At 64.6% G+C, this 15,715-nt stretch carries 14 protein-coding genes and 2 pseudogenes; all 16 read left to right on the top strand.

Features of this window, described 5'->3' with window-relative positions:
- The first annotated feature begins 77 nt into the window (after positions 1-77).
- The 16 genes and pseudogenes from ACVDG8_RS02140 (at position 78) to ACVDG8_RS02065 (ending at position 15,645) form a co-directional block, all read left to right on the top strand.
- On the top strand, positions 78-1,715 hold the full coding sequence (locus ACVDG8_RS02140) for a Na+/H+ antiporter (RefSeq protein WP_447253204.1): 1,638 nt from the start codon (positions 78-80) through the stop codon (positions 1,713-1,715).
- Between the two features lie 130 nt (positions 1,716-1,845).
- Positions 1,846-3,159, top strand: coding sequence for a serine hydroxymethyltransferase (gene glyA / locus ACVDG8_RS02135; RefSeq protein WP_447253203.1), 1,314 nt, complete (start codon positions 1,846-1,848; stop codon positions 3,157-3,159).
- Between the two features lie 108 nt (positions 3,160-3,267).
- Complete coding sequence (locus ACVDG8_RS02130; protein ID WP_447257206.1) at positions 3,268-3,858, top strand: hypothetical protein; 591 nt, start codon at positions 3,268-3,270, stop codon at positions 3,856-3,858.
- A 142-nt stretch (positions 3,859-4,000) separates the two neighbouring features.
- Positions 4,001-4,480 (top strand): transcriptional regulator NrdR, encoded by a 480-nt coding sequence (gene nrdR / locus ACVDG8_RS02125; RefSeq protein WP_447253202.1) that lies wholly within the window; start codon positions 4,001-4,003, stop codon positions 4,478-4,480.
- A 2-nt stretch (positions 4,481-4,482) separates the two neighbouring features.
- A complete protein-coding gene (ribD, locus tag ACVDG8_RS02120; protein ID WP_447253201.1) occupies positions 4,483-5,613 on the top strand; it encodes a bifunctional diaminohydroxyphosphoribosylaminopyrimidine deaminase/5-amino-6-(5-phosphoribosylamino)uracil reductase RibD in 1,131 nt (376 codons plus the stop codon).
- Entirely contained in the window at positions 5,613-6,230 is a 618-nt protein-coding gene (locus ACVDG8_RS02115) for a riboflavin synthase (RefSeq protein ID WP_447253200.1), read from the top strand. Before ribD ends, ACVDG8_RS02115 begins: the two co-directional genes overlap by 1 nt.
- Positions 6,231-6,301: 71 nt before the next feature.
- Positions 6,302-6,562 (top strand): CopG family ribbon-helix-helix protein, encoded by a 261-nt coding sequence (locus ACVDG8_RS02110; protein WP_447253199.1) that lies wholly within the window; start codon positions 6,302-6,304, stop codon positions 6,560-6,562.
- The gene (locus tag ACVDG8_RS02105; RefSeq protein WP_447253198.1) at positions 6,562-6,837 is read left to right on the top strand and encodes a type II toxin-antitoxin system RelE/ParE family toxin; all 276 of its coding nucleotides are present in this window, start codon (positions 6,562-6,564) and stop codon (positions 6,835-6,837) included. Before ACVDG8_RS02110 ends, ACVDG8_RS02105 begins: the two co-directional genes overlap by 1 nt.
- Positions 6,838-6,912: 75 nt before the next feature.
- Entirely contained in the window at positions 6,913-7,407 is a 495-nt protein-coding gene (ribH, locus tag ACVDG8_RS02100; RefSeq protein ID WP_447253197.1) for a 6,7-dimethyl-8-ribityllumazine synthase, read from the top strand.
- The gene (gene nusB / locus ACVDG8_RS02095; RefSeq protein WP_447253196.1) at positions 7,404-7,898 is read left to right on the top strand and encodes a transcription antitermination factor NusB; all 495 of its coding nucleotides are present in this window, start codon (positions 7,404-7,406) and stop codon (positions 7,896-7,898) included. Before ribH ends, nusB begins: the two co-directional genes overlap by 4 nt.
- Positions 7,895-9,115: an MFS transporter gene (locus ACVDG8_RS02090; protein ID WP_447253195.1), complete on the top strand. Its 1,221-nt coding sequence runs from the start codon at positions 7,895-7,897 to the stop codon at positions 9,113-9,115. Before nusB ends, ACVDG8_RS02090 begins: the two co-directional genes overlap by 4 nt.
- 158 nt (positions 9,116-9,273) lie before the next feature.
- A pseudogene (osmF, locus tag ACVDG8_RS02085) lies at positions 9,274-10,184 on the top strand (glycine betaine ABC transporter substrate-binding protein OsmF).
- Positions 10,185-10,393: 209 nt separating this feature from the next.
- Positions 10,394-11,556, top strand: a pseudogene (locus ACVDG8_RS02080) (ABC transporter permease).
- A complete protein-coding gene (locus ACVDG8_RS02075) occupies positions 11,553-12,491 on the top strand; it encodes an ABC transporter ATP-binding protein (protein WP_447253192.1) in 939 nt (312 codons plus the stop codon). Before ACVDG8_RS02080 ends, ACVDG8_RS02075 begins: the two are co-directional and overlap by 4 nt.
- Positions 12,488-13,237: an ABC transporter permease gene (locus ACVDG8_RS02070; RefSeq protein WP_447253191.1), complete on the top strand. Its 750-nt coding sequence runs from the start codon at positions 12,488-12,490 to the stop codon at positions 13,235-13,237. The genes ACVDG8_RS02075 and ACVDG8_RS02070 overlap by 4 nt, the downstream gene beginning before the upstream one ends.
- Before the next feature lie 266 nt (positions 13,238-13,503).
- The gene (locus tag ACVDG8_RS02065; RefSeq protein WP_447253190.1) at positions 13,504-15,645 is read left to right on the top strand and encodes a sodium-translocating pyrophosphatase; all 2,142 of its coding nucleotides are present in this window, start codon (positions 13,504-13,506) and stop codon (positions 15,643-15,645) included.
- Positions 15,646-15,715: the final 70 nt, after the last annotated feature.

Raw genomic sequence — 15,715 nt, 5'->3', positions numbered from 1 at the left:
GGCAGGCCGCCAACGGCGCCCGGCTGGACGCCGCGCGTCCAATTGCGCATGGTCGGCGAAAGAGCCGGAATCGCGCCATGGAAGTTGCTGTCTTCGTTCTCGTCGTGCTCGCTTTCGTGACGCTATCCGGTGCGCTGGTGCGGCTGGTGCGCGTACCGCTGCCGGTGCTGCAGATCGCCATCGGCGCCGCGCTGGCCTGGCCGGCGCGAGGTATCCATTTCGAGATCGAGCCCGAGCTTTTTCTCCTGGTGTTCATCCCGCCGTTGCTGTTTGGCGATGCTTTCTCGGCGCCAAAACGCGAGCTGATGGCGCTGCGCGGTCCGATCCTCGATCTTGCCATAGGGCTGGTCTTCTTCACCATTGTCGGCTTCGGTTATGCCTTGCACTGGCTGGTGCCGAGCATCCCGCTGGTCATCGCCTTCGCTTTGGCCGCGGTGTTGTCGCCGACCGATGCGGTCGCCGTGTCCTCGATCGTCGACCGCACGTCCGTCCCGGCGCGGCTGATGCACATTCTGGAAGGGGAATCGCTGCTCAACGATGCGTCGGGCCTGGTGATGTTCCGGTTTGCGGTCGCCGCGGCGCTGACCGGCAGCTTTTCCTTCGCGAATGCGTCGCTGAGTTTCCTTTATGCGGTGGCGATCGGCATCCTGGCCGGCGTTGCCGCGCTGTTCATCGCAGCAAAGTCGTTGCAGATCCTTGGCCGCATCACCAGCACGCCGCCGGAAGCGCAGGTGCTCGTCATCGTCCTGCTGCCCTTTGTCGCCTATCTCATCGCCGAGCATTTCGGCGCCTCGGGCATTCTGGCGGCGGTCACCGCCGGTCTTCTGACCGGATATTCCGGTATTGTGCGCTTTATGGCGGTCTCGGCGCGCATCCAGGCGTTTTCGCTGTGGTCGATATTGATCTTCATGTTCAACGGCGCGCTTTTCATCCTGCTCGGCCTGCAACTGCCCGACATCATCCGCAAGGTGCCGCCCGAGTTGACGACCCGCCACTGGCTGTTTGAACCGGCATTGACCGTGCTTTTGCTGACGCTCTGCCTGATCGGCCTGCGCTTCGTCTGGATCTGGATCGGCGACATCGGCGCCGGGCTCGCCGCGCGTCTTGGCAGCCGCAAGGCGCAGCCGTTCGGCTTTCGTGTCAGGCTTGCCGGGTCGGTAGCCGGCGTGCGCGGAGCGATAACGCTTGCCGGCATCCTGTCGCTGCCGCTTGCCTTGCAGGACGGCTCGCCCTTTCCGGCCCGCGACCTTGTGATATTCCTTGCCGCGGGCGTTATCATCTGCTCGCTGGTGATCGCCAGCCTCACCTTGCCGACCATCGCGCGCGGTCTCGTCGAACCCGGTGAGGACCCTGGCGCGGCCGAGGAACGCAAGGCGCGGGTGGGCGCCGCCAATGCAGCCATAGCCAAAGTTGAAAGCCTTGCCAGCGATGGCAGCGAAGGGGAGGTGGCCGACGCCAGGCTCGCCATTGCCGAAAGCGTCGTGTCCATTTACCGGCGCCGCATCGCCTTGTCCGACGACGGCGATGAAGCGCGCGCCGACGCCCGCGATTCCGGAAGGCTCGAGGTCGAGCTCAGGCTCGCCGGCATCGAGGCGGAACGTACCGAACTGCAGAAAATGCTCCGCCGCGGTGACATCAACGATCACACGGCGCGCAAGCTGTTTACCGAAGTCACCTTCTCCGAAGCCGTGCTGAAGGGCCGCGCACAGCAATAGTGCGCGCCGATGGCCTGTCTTGGCGCAAACCGGCCAGCAAATTTCGCGGCCCAAACGTGGCGAGCCGAAAACAATCGTGTTAATGGCCGGCAACGTTTCCCACTTGCTCGAACCTCAAGGATTTCAGGCCATGTCAAACGCCGCGGCAGCCTCCAACAAATTCGAATCCTTCTTCGAGACCACGCTTGCCGATGCCGATCCGGAAATTTTTGGCGCCATCCGCAACGAGCTCGGCCGCCAGCGCCATGAGATCGAGCTGATCGCGTCCGAGAACATCGTTTCCAGGGCCGTGCTCGAGGCGCAAGGCTCGATCATGACCAACAAATACGCCGAGGGCTATCCGGGCAAGCGCTATTATGGCGGCTGCCAGTTCGTCGACGTGGCCGAGGAACTCGCCATCGAGCGCGCCAAAAAGCTGTTCGGTTGCAATTTCGCCAACGTCCAGCCGAATTCCGGCAGCCAGATGAACCAGGCGGTGTTCCTGGCGCTGCTGCAGCCCGGCGACACCTTCATGGGCCTCGACCTGAATTCCGGTGGCCACCTCACGCACGGCTCGCCGGTCAACATGAGCGGCAAGTGGTTCAAGGTCGTCTCCTATGGCGTGCGCAAGGAAGACCATCTGCTCGACATGGACGCCATCGAGAAGACCGCGCATGAGACCAAGCCGAAGCTGATCCTGGCTGGCGGCACCGCCTATTCGCGCGTCTGGGACTGGAAGCGTTTCCGCGAGATCGCAGACGCGGTCGGCGCCTATCTGATGGTCGACATGGCGCACATCGCCGGCCTGGTTGCCGGCGGCGTGCATCCCTCGCCGCTGCCCTATGCTCATGTCGTGACCACGACCACGCACAAGTCGCTGCGCGGCCCGCGCGGCGGCATGATCCTGTGCAATGACGAGGACATCGCCAAGAAGATGAACTCGGCGGTGTTCCCCGGCCTGCAGGGCGGTCCGCTGATGCATGTCATCGCCGCCAAGGCGGTCGCCTTCGGCGAAGCGCTGAAGCCGAGCTTCAAGACCTATGCCGAAAGCATCGTCGCCAACGCCAAGGCGCTGGCCTCCAGCCTGCAGGAAACCGGCCTCGACATCGTTTCGGGCGGCACCGACAACCATCTGATGCTGGTTGATCTCAGGCCGAAGAACGCCACCGGCAAGCGCGCCGAGGCAGCCCTTGGCCGCGCCAACATCACCTGCAACAAGAACGGCATTCCCTTCGACCCGGAAAAACCCTTCGTCACCTCGGGCGTGCGTCTCGGCACGCCGGCCGGCACCACGCGCGGCTTCGGCCAGGCCGAGTTCCGCGAGATCGCCAAGCTGATCGCCGAGGTGCTGGACGGGCTGAAGGTTGCGAATTCCGACGAAGGCAACGCCGCCGTCGAGGCAGGCGTCAAGGCCAAGGTCACGGCGCTGACGGATCGCTTCCCGCTCTACCCCTATCTTGGCTGAGCCTCTGTCGCGGGTGCACCCGTCGCAGTTGACCGCACGCCGCGCGTCATCTTTTATCCAGCGCTTGCGCCGCTCCCTCGGGCGGCGCGGCTTACTGGAGATTTGATGATGCGTACGTCCCGTCTTGCCGCCGCGACTTTGTTTGGCTCACTGAGCGTTTTTGCTGCGTCCGGCGCGGTCGCCCAGGACGAAACGCAGCCGAGCACGGATCTGCCCGCCACCACGACGTTTGGCCGGTGGACCACCATCGTCGATACCCTCGACAGCGGGCAGGATGCGCATAAGACCTGCGCCGCCTCGACCGCTTTCGTCGACGGCAGCGGCAATCCGGGCACGCTGACGCTGTCGATCTCGACCGGCGATGCCTTGCCGCCCAACGCCTATCCGGCCATCCTCATCACCCTCGATACCGTGGGTCTGCCGACTGGCAAGAAGATCGCGGCGACCTTCGGCGACCCCGGTGTCAAGGTTACGGCTACCGTTTATTCCAACGACGCCGTCAACGGCCGGCCGAGCTGGACGGTCGACAACCAGGCCAAGACCAGCCTTGCCGTGCTGCGGGCCATGCGCAAGGTCACCTCGCTCGACATCAGTTTCGGCAAGCAGACGGTTGCCAGCGTGCCGATGGACGGTTTTACCAAGGCCTATCGCAATCTGGGCACTTCCTGCGGCTTCCCGACCAAGGACGTGGCGCCCTGAGGCGAAGCGTTCGGGGCAGGGCGCTGGCAATCTTGCTTGCGCCTCGCTATCTCTGAGGCAGGAAAGGTCAGCGTGCTTTGCCATCGCGGCAAAAGGCACTAAGCCTTTCCTCCACCCGAGAATCGCCAACCGAAGGCTCTCCATGCGCTGCCCCTATTGTCAGTCCGAAGATACGCAGGTGAAGGATTCTCGCCCCGCCGAGGATGGCGCGGCGATCCGCAGGCGCCGTGTCTGCCCCGATTGCGGCGGCCGCTTCACCACTTTCGAGCGCGTGCAACTGCGCGATCTCGTCGTCGTCAAGAAGTCCGGCCGCAAAGTGCCGTTCGATCGCGACAAGCTGCTGCGCTCTGTCGAGATCGCGGTGCGCAAGCGCAATGTCGATCCCGAACGCATCGACCGCGCGGTGACCGGCATCGTGCGCCAACTCGAAAGCTCCGGCGAAACCGAAGTGGCCTCGGGCGAGGTCGGCAAGCTGGTCATGGAGGCGCTGAAATCGCTCGATGACGTCGCCTATGTCCGCTTCGCCTCGGTCTACCGCAATTTTCGCGAGGCCAAGGATTTCCATGAATTGCTTGGCGAACTGAAGGGCGACGAGGAAAAAGCCGAAGAGGACGCCGGCTGAGCATGGCGGGACCGCAACTGAGCGCGGCCGAGCAAGCGGCCCTTGATCGTCGTTTCATGGCCGCCGCCATCCGACTGTCGCGCCGCAACGCCGGCCGTACCTCGACCAACCCGTCGGTCGGCACGATCCTGGTCCGCGACGATGGCGCCGGTCCGATGATCGTCGGCACCGGGGTTACCGCGGTCGGTGGCCGGCCGCATGCCGAGACCGAGGCGTTAGCCGAAGCCGGGGCGCTGGCACGCGGCGCCTCTGCCTATGTCACGCTGGAACCCTGCGCCCATCACGGTCGCACGCCGCCTTGCGCCAACGCGCTGGTCAATGCCGGCGTGACGCGGGTGGTGGGGGCGGCGAGCGATCCCGATCCGCGCGTCTCCGGCAAGGGCTACGCGATCCTGCGCGCCGCCGGTGTCGAGGTGGTCGAGAAGGTATTGGCCACCGAGGCCGCCGAGCAGATGGCGGGCTATTTGATCAGGTCGCTGAAGAAACGTCCGGAAGTCACTCTCAAACTTGCGCTTTCCAGCGACGGCAAGATCGGCCGAAAGGGCGCCGGCCAGGTTGCCATCACCGGCGAGATCGCGCGGCGCGACGTCTATCTGATGCGCGCCGAGTCCGACGCCATCCTGATCGGCATCGGCACCGCACTGGAAGACGACCCGGCGCTGACCGTGCGTCTGCCCGGACTGGAGAACCGCTCGCCGGCCCGCATCATCCTCGACCGTCAGATCCGGCTGCCGGAGACGTCGAAGCTGGTGTCCGGCGTCGACCGCGTGCCGCTCTACGTCGCTGCCTGCCTCGAAGCCGATCCGCATCGGCGGGCTGCGCTCGAACGTCAGGGCGTGCGCTTTATCGGCACCGAAACCCATGACGGCGTCGTCGCCTTGCCGGAATTGCTGGAGGACCTGGCGGCGCTCGGCATGGCAAGCGTGCTGGTCGAGGGCGGCGCCCAGGTCGCCAAGGCGTTCCTCGACGAAGACCTGGTCGACCGCATAGTCCTGTTCCGGGGACCGGAAGCGATCGGCGAGGACGGCATTGCATCGCCGGTCGATGCTGACCATATCCCCGCAGGCTTCCAAAAACTGCGCGACATGCGCTTTGGCGAGGATACCTACGCCGAGTGGACAAGGGGTTTTTGATGTTTACCGGAATTGTCACGGACGTCGGTAGTGTTGCGGCCGTCAAGCCGCTCAGCGAAGGCGTAGGCCTGCGCATCGACACCGCCTACGACCCCGACACCATCGCCATCGGCGCCTCGATTTCCTGCGGCGGCGTGTGCCTCACCGTCACCGCACTGCCCGAGCATGGCTCGAACGCGCGCTGGTTCGAGGTCGAGGCCTGGGAGGAGGCGCTGCGGCTGACCACTGCCTCGAGCTGGGCATCCGGCACCCGGATCAACCTCGAACGAGCGCTGAAGATCGGTGACGAGCTCGGCGGCCACATCGTCTCCGGTCATGTGGACGGCATGGCCGAGATCGTCGAGCGCAAGGAGGAGGGCGATGCCGTGCGCTTCACCCTCGAAGCGCCGCGCCATCTGGCGAAATTCATCGCGCCGAAAGGCTCGGTCGCGCTCGACGGCACCTCACTCACCGTCAACAAGGTCGAAGGCATCCGCTTCGACGTGCTGTTGATCCATCACTCGCTTAGCGTCACGACGTGGGGCGAGCGCCAGGCCGGCGACCGCGTCAACCTGGAGATCGACACCATGGCCCGCTACGCCGCGCGCCTGGCGGAGGCGGCGAAAGAGGGGCTTTGAGAGCAAGCCTTAAAGTCTTCCTCGACTGAATCAACTTTAATCGCTATGATTAAACCTGATTGCGAGGTTGCATGGATACTAAGGTCATCACCGCTCACGTTCCTCTACCACTTGCCGAGAAAGTGGACCAACTAGCCTCGCGTCTGGAGCGTCCACGTGGCTGGATCGTTAAACAAGCCCTTTCCGCTTGGGTCGATCTGGAGGAAGAGCGTCACAAGCTTACGCTTGAAGCACTGGCTGACGTAGACGCTGGTAGGGTCATAGACCACCAAGCTGTCCAAGCTTGGGCTGATAGCCTTGGAACTGAAAGGCCATTGCCGGTGCCGCGTTGATGGAGTTGAAGTGGACCAGCAAGGCATTGTCCGATCTGGTCAGACTTCATGATTTTCTCGCACCGGTAGATAGCCAGGCCGCTGCTCGTGTGGTGCAGTCACTCACCGCAGCGCCGAAGCGATTAGTAGAGTATCCCCGCATCGGCGAGAAGCTGGAACAGTACGATCCGCGCGAAGTGCGGCGTATCTTGGTAGGCAACTACGAAATCCGGTACGAAATTCAGAGCACGACAATTTCAGTGCTGCGTCTGTGGCATACCCGAGAGGATCGATAGGCTCGTTCCGCCAATCTTCCGCTTGCGGTCAACCCCGCTTCGGCCTAAGTCACCGGCAACCCCCCGGAGACTTTTATGGCTGGCACATCCCAACACGGCAAAGCGTTCATTCGTCCGAAGGCGAAGGCGCATCTGCTTATCGTCGAGGCGCGCTTTCACGACGATCTCGCCGACGCGCTTCTCGAAGGCGCGACCGGCGCGCTGGACGAAGCCGGCGCCAGCTATGATGTGGTGACGGTTCCCGGCTCGCTCGAAATCCCGGCCGTGATCTGCTTCGCGCTCGACGGCGCGGCCGATGGCGGCACGCATTACGACGGCTTTGTCGCGCTCGGCACTATCATCCGTGGCGACACCTATCATTTCGACATCGTCGCCAATGAGTCCAGCCGCGCCCTGATGGACCTTTCGGTGCAGGAAGCAGCCGCGATCGGCAACGGCATCCTGACCACCGAGAACGACGCCCAGGCCTGGACGCGCGCCAGGAAGACGGAAGGCGACAAGGGCGGCTTCGCCGCGCGCGCGGCGCTGACCATGATTGCGCTGAAAGAGAAATTCGGAGCCCAATCGTGACCGATCCCGCCTCGACCGGTACGGTGCGCCACGCCAACAAGCGCGGCGCTGCCCGTCTTGCCGCCGTCCAGGCGCTCTACCAGATGGATGTTTCCGGCACCGGCGTTTTCGAGATCACCGCCGAATACGAGACCTTCCGCCTCGGCAAGGAAGTCGACGGCGCGCTCTACCGCGAAGCCGATGCCCAGTGGTTCCGCGCTATCCTGACCGGGGTCGTCGAGAACCAGAAGACCATCGATCCGGTCATCCGCCAGGCGCTGACCGAGGACTGGCCGCTGTCGCGGCTGGATTCGACGCTGCGCGCCATCCTGCGCGCCGGCGTCTATGAATTGATGAAGCGCGAGGACGTGCCGGTGGCCGTCATCGTTTCGGAATATGTCGACATCGCCAAGGCCTTCTATGAGGAGGACGAGCCGAAGCTGGTCAACGCAGTGCTCGACCGGGTTTCCCGCCGGGTGCGCGGCGAGGGGCGCGGCAAGGACGGTTCATGACGGCTGCGGTGGCGGTCGCCGAACCTGGCGGCAGCGCGCGCCGCACCGCGATTCTGCTCGCGGCGGCGCAGGCGATCGTGGGCTCGGCGGCGCCCATCGCGATTTCGCTCGGCGCGCTTGCCGGCCAATATCTGCTCGGTGCCGACAAATCGTTGGCGACAGCGCCGGTCACTGGTTACAACATCGGCGTCGCGCTCGGTGCCCTGCCGGCCGCCGCGATCATCCGCCGTCTCGGCCAGCGCGGCGGTTTCATGACCGGCACCATCGCCACCGCGCTTGGTGGCCTGGTCGCAACGCTTGCGCTTTACCAGGCAAGCTTTTGGCTGTTTGCCCTGGGTCTTTGCGTGACCGGCGTCGGCGGCGCTTTCGTGCAGCAGTTCCGCTTCGCCGCCGCCGACAATGCGCCGCCTGAATTCAAGGCGCGCGCCATTTCCTTTGTGCTGGCAGGCGGCATCATCACCGCCATTCTCGGGCCGCAGATCGTCATCTATACCCGCGAGTTGCTGGCGCCGGTGATGTTTGCCGGGTCCTTCGTTTCGATCCTGCCACTGGCCGCGGTCGGTGCGCTGATCCTGTCATTCCTGCGCGTGTCCAAGCGCGTGGACGTCGTTGCCGAGACCACGGCGAACGACGCGCGCCCACTGGCGGAAATCGTGACGCAGCCACGTTTCGTCGCCGCGCTGTTTTGCGCTGTTGGCAGTTATGCGCTGATGAGCTTCGTCATGACTGGCGCGCCGCTTGCCATGGTCGGCTGCGGCCTTTCGGAAGACAATGCCGCGCTCGGTATTTCCTGGCATGTCATGGCGATGTTCGGGCCAAGCTTCTTCACCGGCTCGCTGATCCATCGCTTCGGCGCCGAACGCGTCGTCGCGACGGGCCTCGTCCTGCTCATCGGCTGCGCCGCGGTTGCGCTTTCCGGCCTGGGGCTGTGGCAGTTCTGGATGGCGCTGATCCTGCTCGGCCTCGGCTGGAATTTCAGCTTCATCGGCGCCACCGCCATGGTTGCCGCCAGCTATCGCCCCTCGGAGAAGGGCAAGGTCCAGGGCTTTCACGATTTCGTCCTGTTCGGCTCCGTCGCTTTTGCCTCGCTGATGTCGGGCGCTGTCTACAATGCCTGGGGCTGGACGATGCTGAACTGGGTGGTGTTCCCGGTCGTTGTGCTGTGCTTCCTGGCGCTTGGCACCCTGAAGCTGGCAGGCTTGCGCGCCGCCAACTGACATTACGCTGTCGGGATGGCTACGGCTCGGCATTCGCGCCGGGAACAAAAATATTGCGCTGGTCCCCTGACTTATGAAACCGTGTACCCCGACGGCGCGTTGAGGCCATGCTCATATGCAGCCACCGGGTCCTCGGTTCACAGCAAGGGATTTTCACAATGTTTTCAATTGGAAAGCTCGCAGTAGCGGCCATCGTGCTCGGCCTCTCCGCCGCCTCGGCCAATGCCCAGGTGGTCGTTTCCTCGAAGATCGACACCGAAGGTGGCGTGCTCGGCAACATCATCCAGTTGGTCCTCAACGCCAACAACATCAAGACCACGGATCGCATCCAGCTTGGCGCCACGCCCGTCGTGCGCAAGGCGATCACCGCCGGCGAGATCGACATCTACCCGGAATACACCGGCAATGCCGCCTTCTTCTTCCAGAAGGCTGACGATCCGGTCTGGAAGGATGCGGCCAAGGCTTATGAGACCGCCAAGAAGCTCGACTACGACGCCAACAAGATCGTCTGGCTGTCGCCGTCGCCGGCCAACAACACCTGGGCGATCGCGCTGCGCAAGGAAGTGGCCGACGAGAACAAGCTCGTCACGCTGACCGACTTCGGCAAATATGTCGCCGGCGGCGGCAAGGTGGTGCTGGCGGCCTCCGCCGAGTTCGTCAATTCGGCGGCAGCGCTTCCGGCGTTCCAGACCACTTACGGCTTTACGCTGAAGCCCGACCAGTTGATCACGCTCTCCGGCGGCGACACCGCTGCCACCATTGCAGCCGCCGCCAACCAGACCAACGGCGCCAACGCCGCCATGGTCTACGGCACCGACGGCGGCATCGCGCCATCCGGCCTGGTCGTGCTCGGCGACGACAAGGGCGTGCAGCCGGTCTACCAGCCGGCGCCGATCATCCGCGAACAGGTGCTGAAGCAGCATCCCGAGATCGAGGCGCTGCTGAAGCCGGTCTTCGCCAAGCTCGACCTTGTCACGCTGCAGGAGCTCAACGGTCGTGTCCAGCTTGGTGGCGAGGCTGCCAAGGCGGTTGCCGAGGACTTTTGAAGAAGAACGGGTTCTTGAAGTAGCAAGCCTGCCTCGGAAGCGCGACGTCTGTGCCAGGTCCCCCTCTCTGTCCTGCCGGACATCTCCCCTCAAGGGGGAGATTGGCTGCGGCTGCGCCCCGCCTCCTTCTCGCACCTCGATGATTGGCGAAGGCCCTCGCGGCATCTGATCTCCCCCTTGAGGGGGAGATGGCCGGCAGGCCAGAGGGGGGCGCCTCGCGCAAACCTGCATCATGACCATCCGCTTCGACAAGCTCGGCGTGGTCATCGCGGCGATCGTGGCCTATGCCGCCTTGCTCGCCCCCCTCGCCACCTTCCGCGCAAACCGCATCGTGCCTGGACAAGCGCGCTCGATCCTCGAGGCACTGCCTACAACGCTTGGCGCGCTGCTGTTCGCTATCCTCATTGCCGGCGCCATCATCGCCATGCTGAAGACCCCGCTCATCCTCAGGCTTGCCGCAAGCATCGTGGCACTTGTCGCCCTGGCATTCTTGATCGGCGTCGCCGGCGGTTTCCTGACGCCTGCCGGCAATGCTCTCGCTCGTGTTGCCCCGGCCTCCGGTTTCTGGTTGCTGATCTTCGCCTTCACGCTGCTTCTGGCCGATGTGCTGACCCGGCTGAATCTCTGCCACTGGCGCGCGTCGGGGTGCTTGCCGTCGCCGCTTTGGCTATCGCCGGGGTGCTCGTGTCCGGGAGCTTGGACAGCCTCTCCATCTTCAAGGAATACGCCAGTCACGCCGACGGTTTCTGGGCCGAGGCTACCAAGCATGTCACGCTGGCACTTGGATCGCTTGCGGCAGCGGTGATCGTCGGCCTGCCGCTCGGCATCCTGTGCCATCGCGTTGAGCGGCTGCGGGCAGGGGTGCTCAATGTGCTCAACATCATCCAGACCATCCCCTCGATCGCGCTGTTCGGTCTGCTGATCGCGCCGCTCGGTTGGGTCGCGGCGCACGTACCGGGCGCCGCGGCGATCGGCATCAGGGGCATCGGCACCGCGCCGGCTTTCGTCGCGCTGTTCCTCTATTCGCTGCTGCCGGTGGTGGCCAACACCGTGGTCGGCCTTGCCGGCGTGCCGCGCGCTGCCAATGACGCGGCCCGCGGCATGGGCATGACCGACCGCCAGCGCCTGTTCGGTGTCGAATTCCCACTCGCCTTTCCGGTGATCCTGACCGGCATCCGCATCGTTCTTGTGCAGAACATCGGCTTGGCCACCATCGCGGCGCTGATCGGCGGCGGCGGCTTCGGCGTCTTCGTCTTCCAGGGGGTCGGCCAGACAGCGATGGACCTCGTGCTGCTGGGAGCTTTGCCCACCGTGGCCCTGGCCTTCGCGGCCGCCATCATCCTCGACGCGGTCATCGAGATGACCGCCACCAAGCGCAGGGTTGAAACGGCATGATCGAGATCGAAGGCATCACCAAGCGCTATGACGCCACGACCGTGGTCGACGATGTGTCGATGGTCATCGAGCCGCGCACGATCGCAGTCATCGTCGGCACTTCCGGCTCCGGCAAGACGACGCTGCTTCGGATGATCAACCGGCTGGTCGAGCCGACTTCGGGTGTGATCAAGCTCGACGGCGCCGACAACCGCTCGGTTCCGGGCTACCGACTGCGCCGCAGCATCGGCTACGCCATCCAGGGCCATGGGCTCTTTCCGCACCGCACGGTGGCGCAGAACATCGCCACGGTGCCTTTGCTGCTCGGCTGGGACAGGGACCGCATCAAAGCGCGCGTCGATGAGTTGATGACGCTCTACCAACTCGACCCGCAGGCCTATAGCCCGCGCTATCCGCATGAGCTTTCCGGTGGCCAGCAGCAGCGCGTCGGCGTCGCCCGCGCCTTGGCCGCCGAACCGAACGTGCTCCTCATGGACGAACCTTTCGGCGCGCTCGATCCGATCATCCGCACCAAGGCGCAAGAGGATCTGCTCAAGATCCAGAAGCGTTTCGGCACCACCATCATCCTCGTCACCCATGACATGGAAGAGGCGATCCATATGGGCGACAAGATCGCCGTCATGAATGCCGGCAAGCTGGTGCAATACGCCAAGCCCGCTGAAATCCTGGTAAGGCCGGCAAGCGACTTTGTCGAGACGCTGGTCGGCGCCAGCGAACGGCCGTTCAGGCTGTTGTCGCTCGGCCATGTGCGCGATGCCGTCGAGACGGGCGGCGCGGAAGGCGAGGCGATCCCCGGGGACATCAGTCAGCGCGACGCGCTGGCCGAGCTCTTGTGGACGGGCCGCCCGGCGCTGCCGGTGAAAGACACCGACGGCAAGGCACTCGGCCGCGTCACGGTCGAAGGGCTGGTGAAGCGCGCGGCGAGGCCGCAATGAAGGCCTGGCTGCCGACGCTGCTGAGGCTCGCCTTGCTGGTGCTGCTGGTGGTCTTCATCACCAGGCCGGAATGGTTCGAGCCGCTGCTGCGGCCGCTGACCGAGAACGGCGCGCCGGCAATCTACAATCGGGGCAGTCTGCTGGTCCTGACCTTGCAGCATCTGGGAACCGTGGCGATTGCGACAGCCTGCGCCACGATCGTCGCGGTGGCGCTTGCCATCCTCGTCACCAGGCCCTTCGGCGTCGAATTCCTGCCGCTGTCGCGCAGCCTGGTCAACATCGGCCAAACCTTTCCGCCGGTCGCGGTGCTGGCGCTTGCGGTGCCGGCGGTGGGTTTCGGCGAGGAGCCGACGCTGATTGCGTTGTTCCTCTACGGCCTGCTGCCGATCTTCGAGAACGCGCTCACCGCGCTGACGACGCTGCCCGGCAATGTCACGGAAGCGGCGCGCGGCGCCGGCATGACCGGTTGGCAAAGGCTGGTGAAGGTCGAGCTGCCGCTGAGCGCCCCGGTTATCCTCGGCGGCATCCGGCTCTCGGTGGTCATCAGCCTCGCCACAGCCACCATCGGTTCGACGGTGGCTGCCAAGACGCTGGGCGAAGTCATCATCGCCGGCCTGACATCGAACAACCTTGCCTTCGTCCTGCAGGGCGGCCTGATCGTCGCCGCGCTCGCTGTCTTGATTTACGACGCTTTCTCGGCGATCGAGCGCTTTGCCGCGCGCCGCATGGGGCGGGAAGCGGAATAGGCTCTAAAAGCCGGCCGCCATGGCCGGCATGATCCGCCCGCGTCATTTCAATCGATCTAGTAAAGGGGCGGCGGTCGACAGGCGCGCTGGCTCATAAGCCTTTTGGGCGAAAGCCGGGCAAAAACCGAACAATATCTTGACGTTCCGAGCCCTGTTTCGCATACACGCCAGCGAAGGGGGCGGATTCCGATTGCCGGCAATTCGTCTCCCGTCTCAACGGCCCAGGGAGGGGTTCTTTTGGGCCATCAATCGAGGAAAATTCGGCAATGACCATACTTTACGCCGTCATCGCCTGCGGCCTGCTTTCAATCCTGTACGCCATCTGGGCGACACGTTCGGTCCTCGCGTCCGACCAGGGCAATGCACGCATGCAGGAAATCTCAGCCGCCATCCGCGAAGGCGCGCAAGCCTATCTGGCCCGCCAGTACACGACCATCGCCATTGTCGGCGTTGTCGTGCTCGTGTTGGCCTGGTGGCTGCTCTCCATCACCGCGGCGATCGGCTTCCTGATCGGCGCCGTGCTTTCGGGCGCGGCCGGCTTCATCGGCATGCATGTTTCGGTGCGCGCCAACGTGCGCACCGCGCAAGCTGCGTCCAACAGCCTGGCCGCCGGCCTCGACATCGCCTTCAAGTCGGGCGCCATCACCGGCATGCTGGTTGCGGGTCTGGCTCTGCTCGGCGTCTCGATCTACTACCTCATCCTGACCGGCCCGATGGGCCTGCAGCCCAATGATCGCATCGTCATCGACTCGCTGGTCTCGCTCGGGTTCGGAGCCTCGCTGATCTCGATCTTCGCCCGTCTCGGCGGCGGTATCTTCACCAAGGGTGCCGATGTCGGCGGCGACCTCGTCGGCAAGGTCGAGGCCGGTATTCCCGAAGACGATCCGCGCAACCCGGCTACCATCGCCGACAATGTCGGCGACAATGTCGGCGACTGCGCCGGCATGGCGGCCGACCTGTTCGAGACCTATGCCGTCACCGTCGTCGCCACCATGGTGCTGGCCGCGATCTTCTTCGGCGGCAGCGCGGTGCTGGGCAATGCGATGCTCTATCCGCTCGCCATCTGCGGTGCCTGCATCCTGACCTCGATCGTCGGCACCTTCTTCGTCAAGCTCGGCTCCAACGGCTCGATCATGGGCGCGCTCTACAAGGGCCTGATCGTCACCGGCCTGCTATCGATTGTCGGCCTGGGTGTCGCCACCTCGGCAACCGTTGGCTGGGGCGAGATCGGCACCGTCGCCGGCATGGCCATCACTGGTAAGAACCTGTTCACCTGCGGCCTGATCGGCCTGGTGGTGACCGGTCTGATCGTTGTGATCACAGAATACTACACCGGCACCAACAAGCGGCCGGTCAACTCGATCGCCCAGGCGTCGGTGACCGGCCACGGCACCAACGTCATCCAGGGCCTCGCGGTCTCGCTGGAATCGACGGCGCTGCCGGCCATCGTCATCGTCGGCGGCATCATCTCGACCTACCAGCTCGCTGGCCTGTTCGGCACGGCGATCGCCGTCACCACCATGCTCGGCCTCGCCGGCATGATCGTGGCGCTCGACGCTTTCGGCCCAGTCACCGACAATGCCGGCGGCATTGCCGAAATGGCCGGCCTGCCCAAGGAAGTGCGCCATTCGACCGACGCGCTTGATGCGGTCGGCAACACCACCAAGGCGGTGACCAAGGGCTATGCCATCGGCTCGGCCGGCCTCGGCGCGCTGGTGCTGTTTGCGGCCTATTCGAACGACCTGAAGTTCTTCGCCGCCAATGGCGACAAATATCCCTACTTCCAAGGCATGGGCGAGGTTTCCTTCGACCTCTCCAATCCTTACGTCGTCGCCGGCCTGATCTTCGGCGGCCTGATCCCCTATCTGTTCGGCGGCATTGCCATGACGGCTGTCGGGCGCGCCGCCGGCTCGATCGTCGAGGAAGTGCGCAAGCAGTTCCGCGAGGACAAAGGCATCATGGCCGGCACGTCCAAGCCGAACTATGCTCGCGCCGTCGACATCCTGACCAGGGCGGCGATCCGGGAAATGATCATTCCCTCGCTGCTGCCGGTGCTGGCGCCGCTCGTCGTCTATTTCGGCGTGCTGCTGATCTCCGGCTCCAAGGCTTCCGCCTTCGCGGCGCTCGGCGCCTCGCTGCTCGGCGTCATCGTCAACGGCCTCTTCGTCGCCATCTCGATGACCTCAGGCGGCGGCGCCTGGGACAACGCCAAGAAGTCGTTCGAGGACGGCTTTACCGACAAGGACGGCGTCAAGCACCTGAAGGGCTCCGAGGCGCATAAGGCCTCGGTCACCGGCGACACGGTCGGCGATCCCTACAAGGACACTGCCGGTCCGGCCGTGAACCCGGCGATCAAGATCACCAACATCGTCGCGCTGCTGCTGCTCGCCGTGCTCGCGCACGGCTGACAACAGCACGGTCCAACAAAAACCCGCGGGAACGATCCCGCGGGTTTTTGTTCGATTAGGTCGCCTATTC

The sequence above is a fragment of the Mesorhizobium sp. ORM8.1 genome, assembly GCF_053005525.2.
Note: the sequence above shows the minus strand (reverse complement) of the source record. Positions and strands in the feature narration are given on the sequence as shown.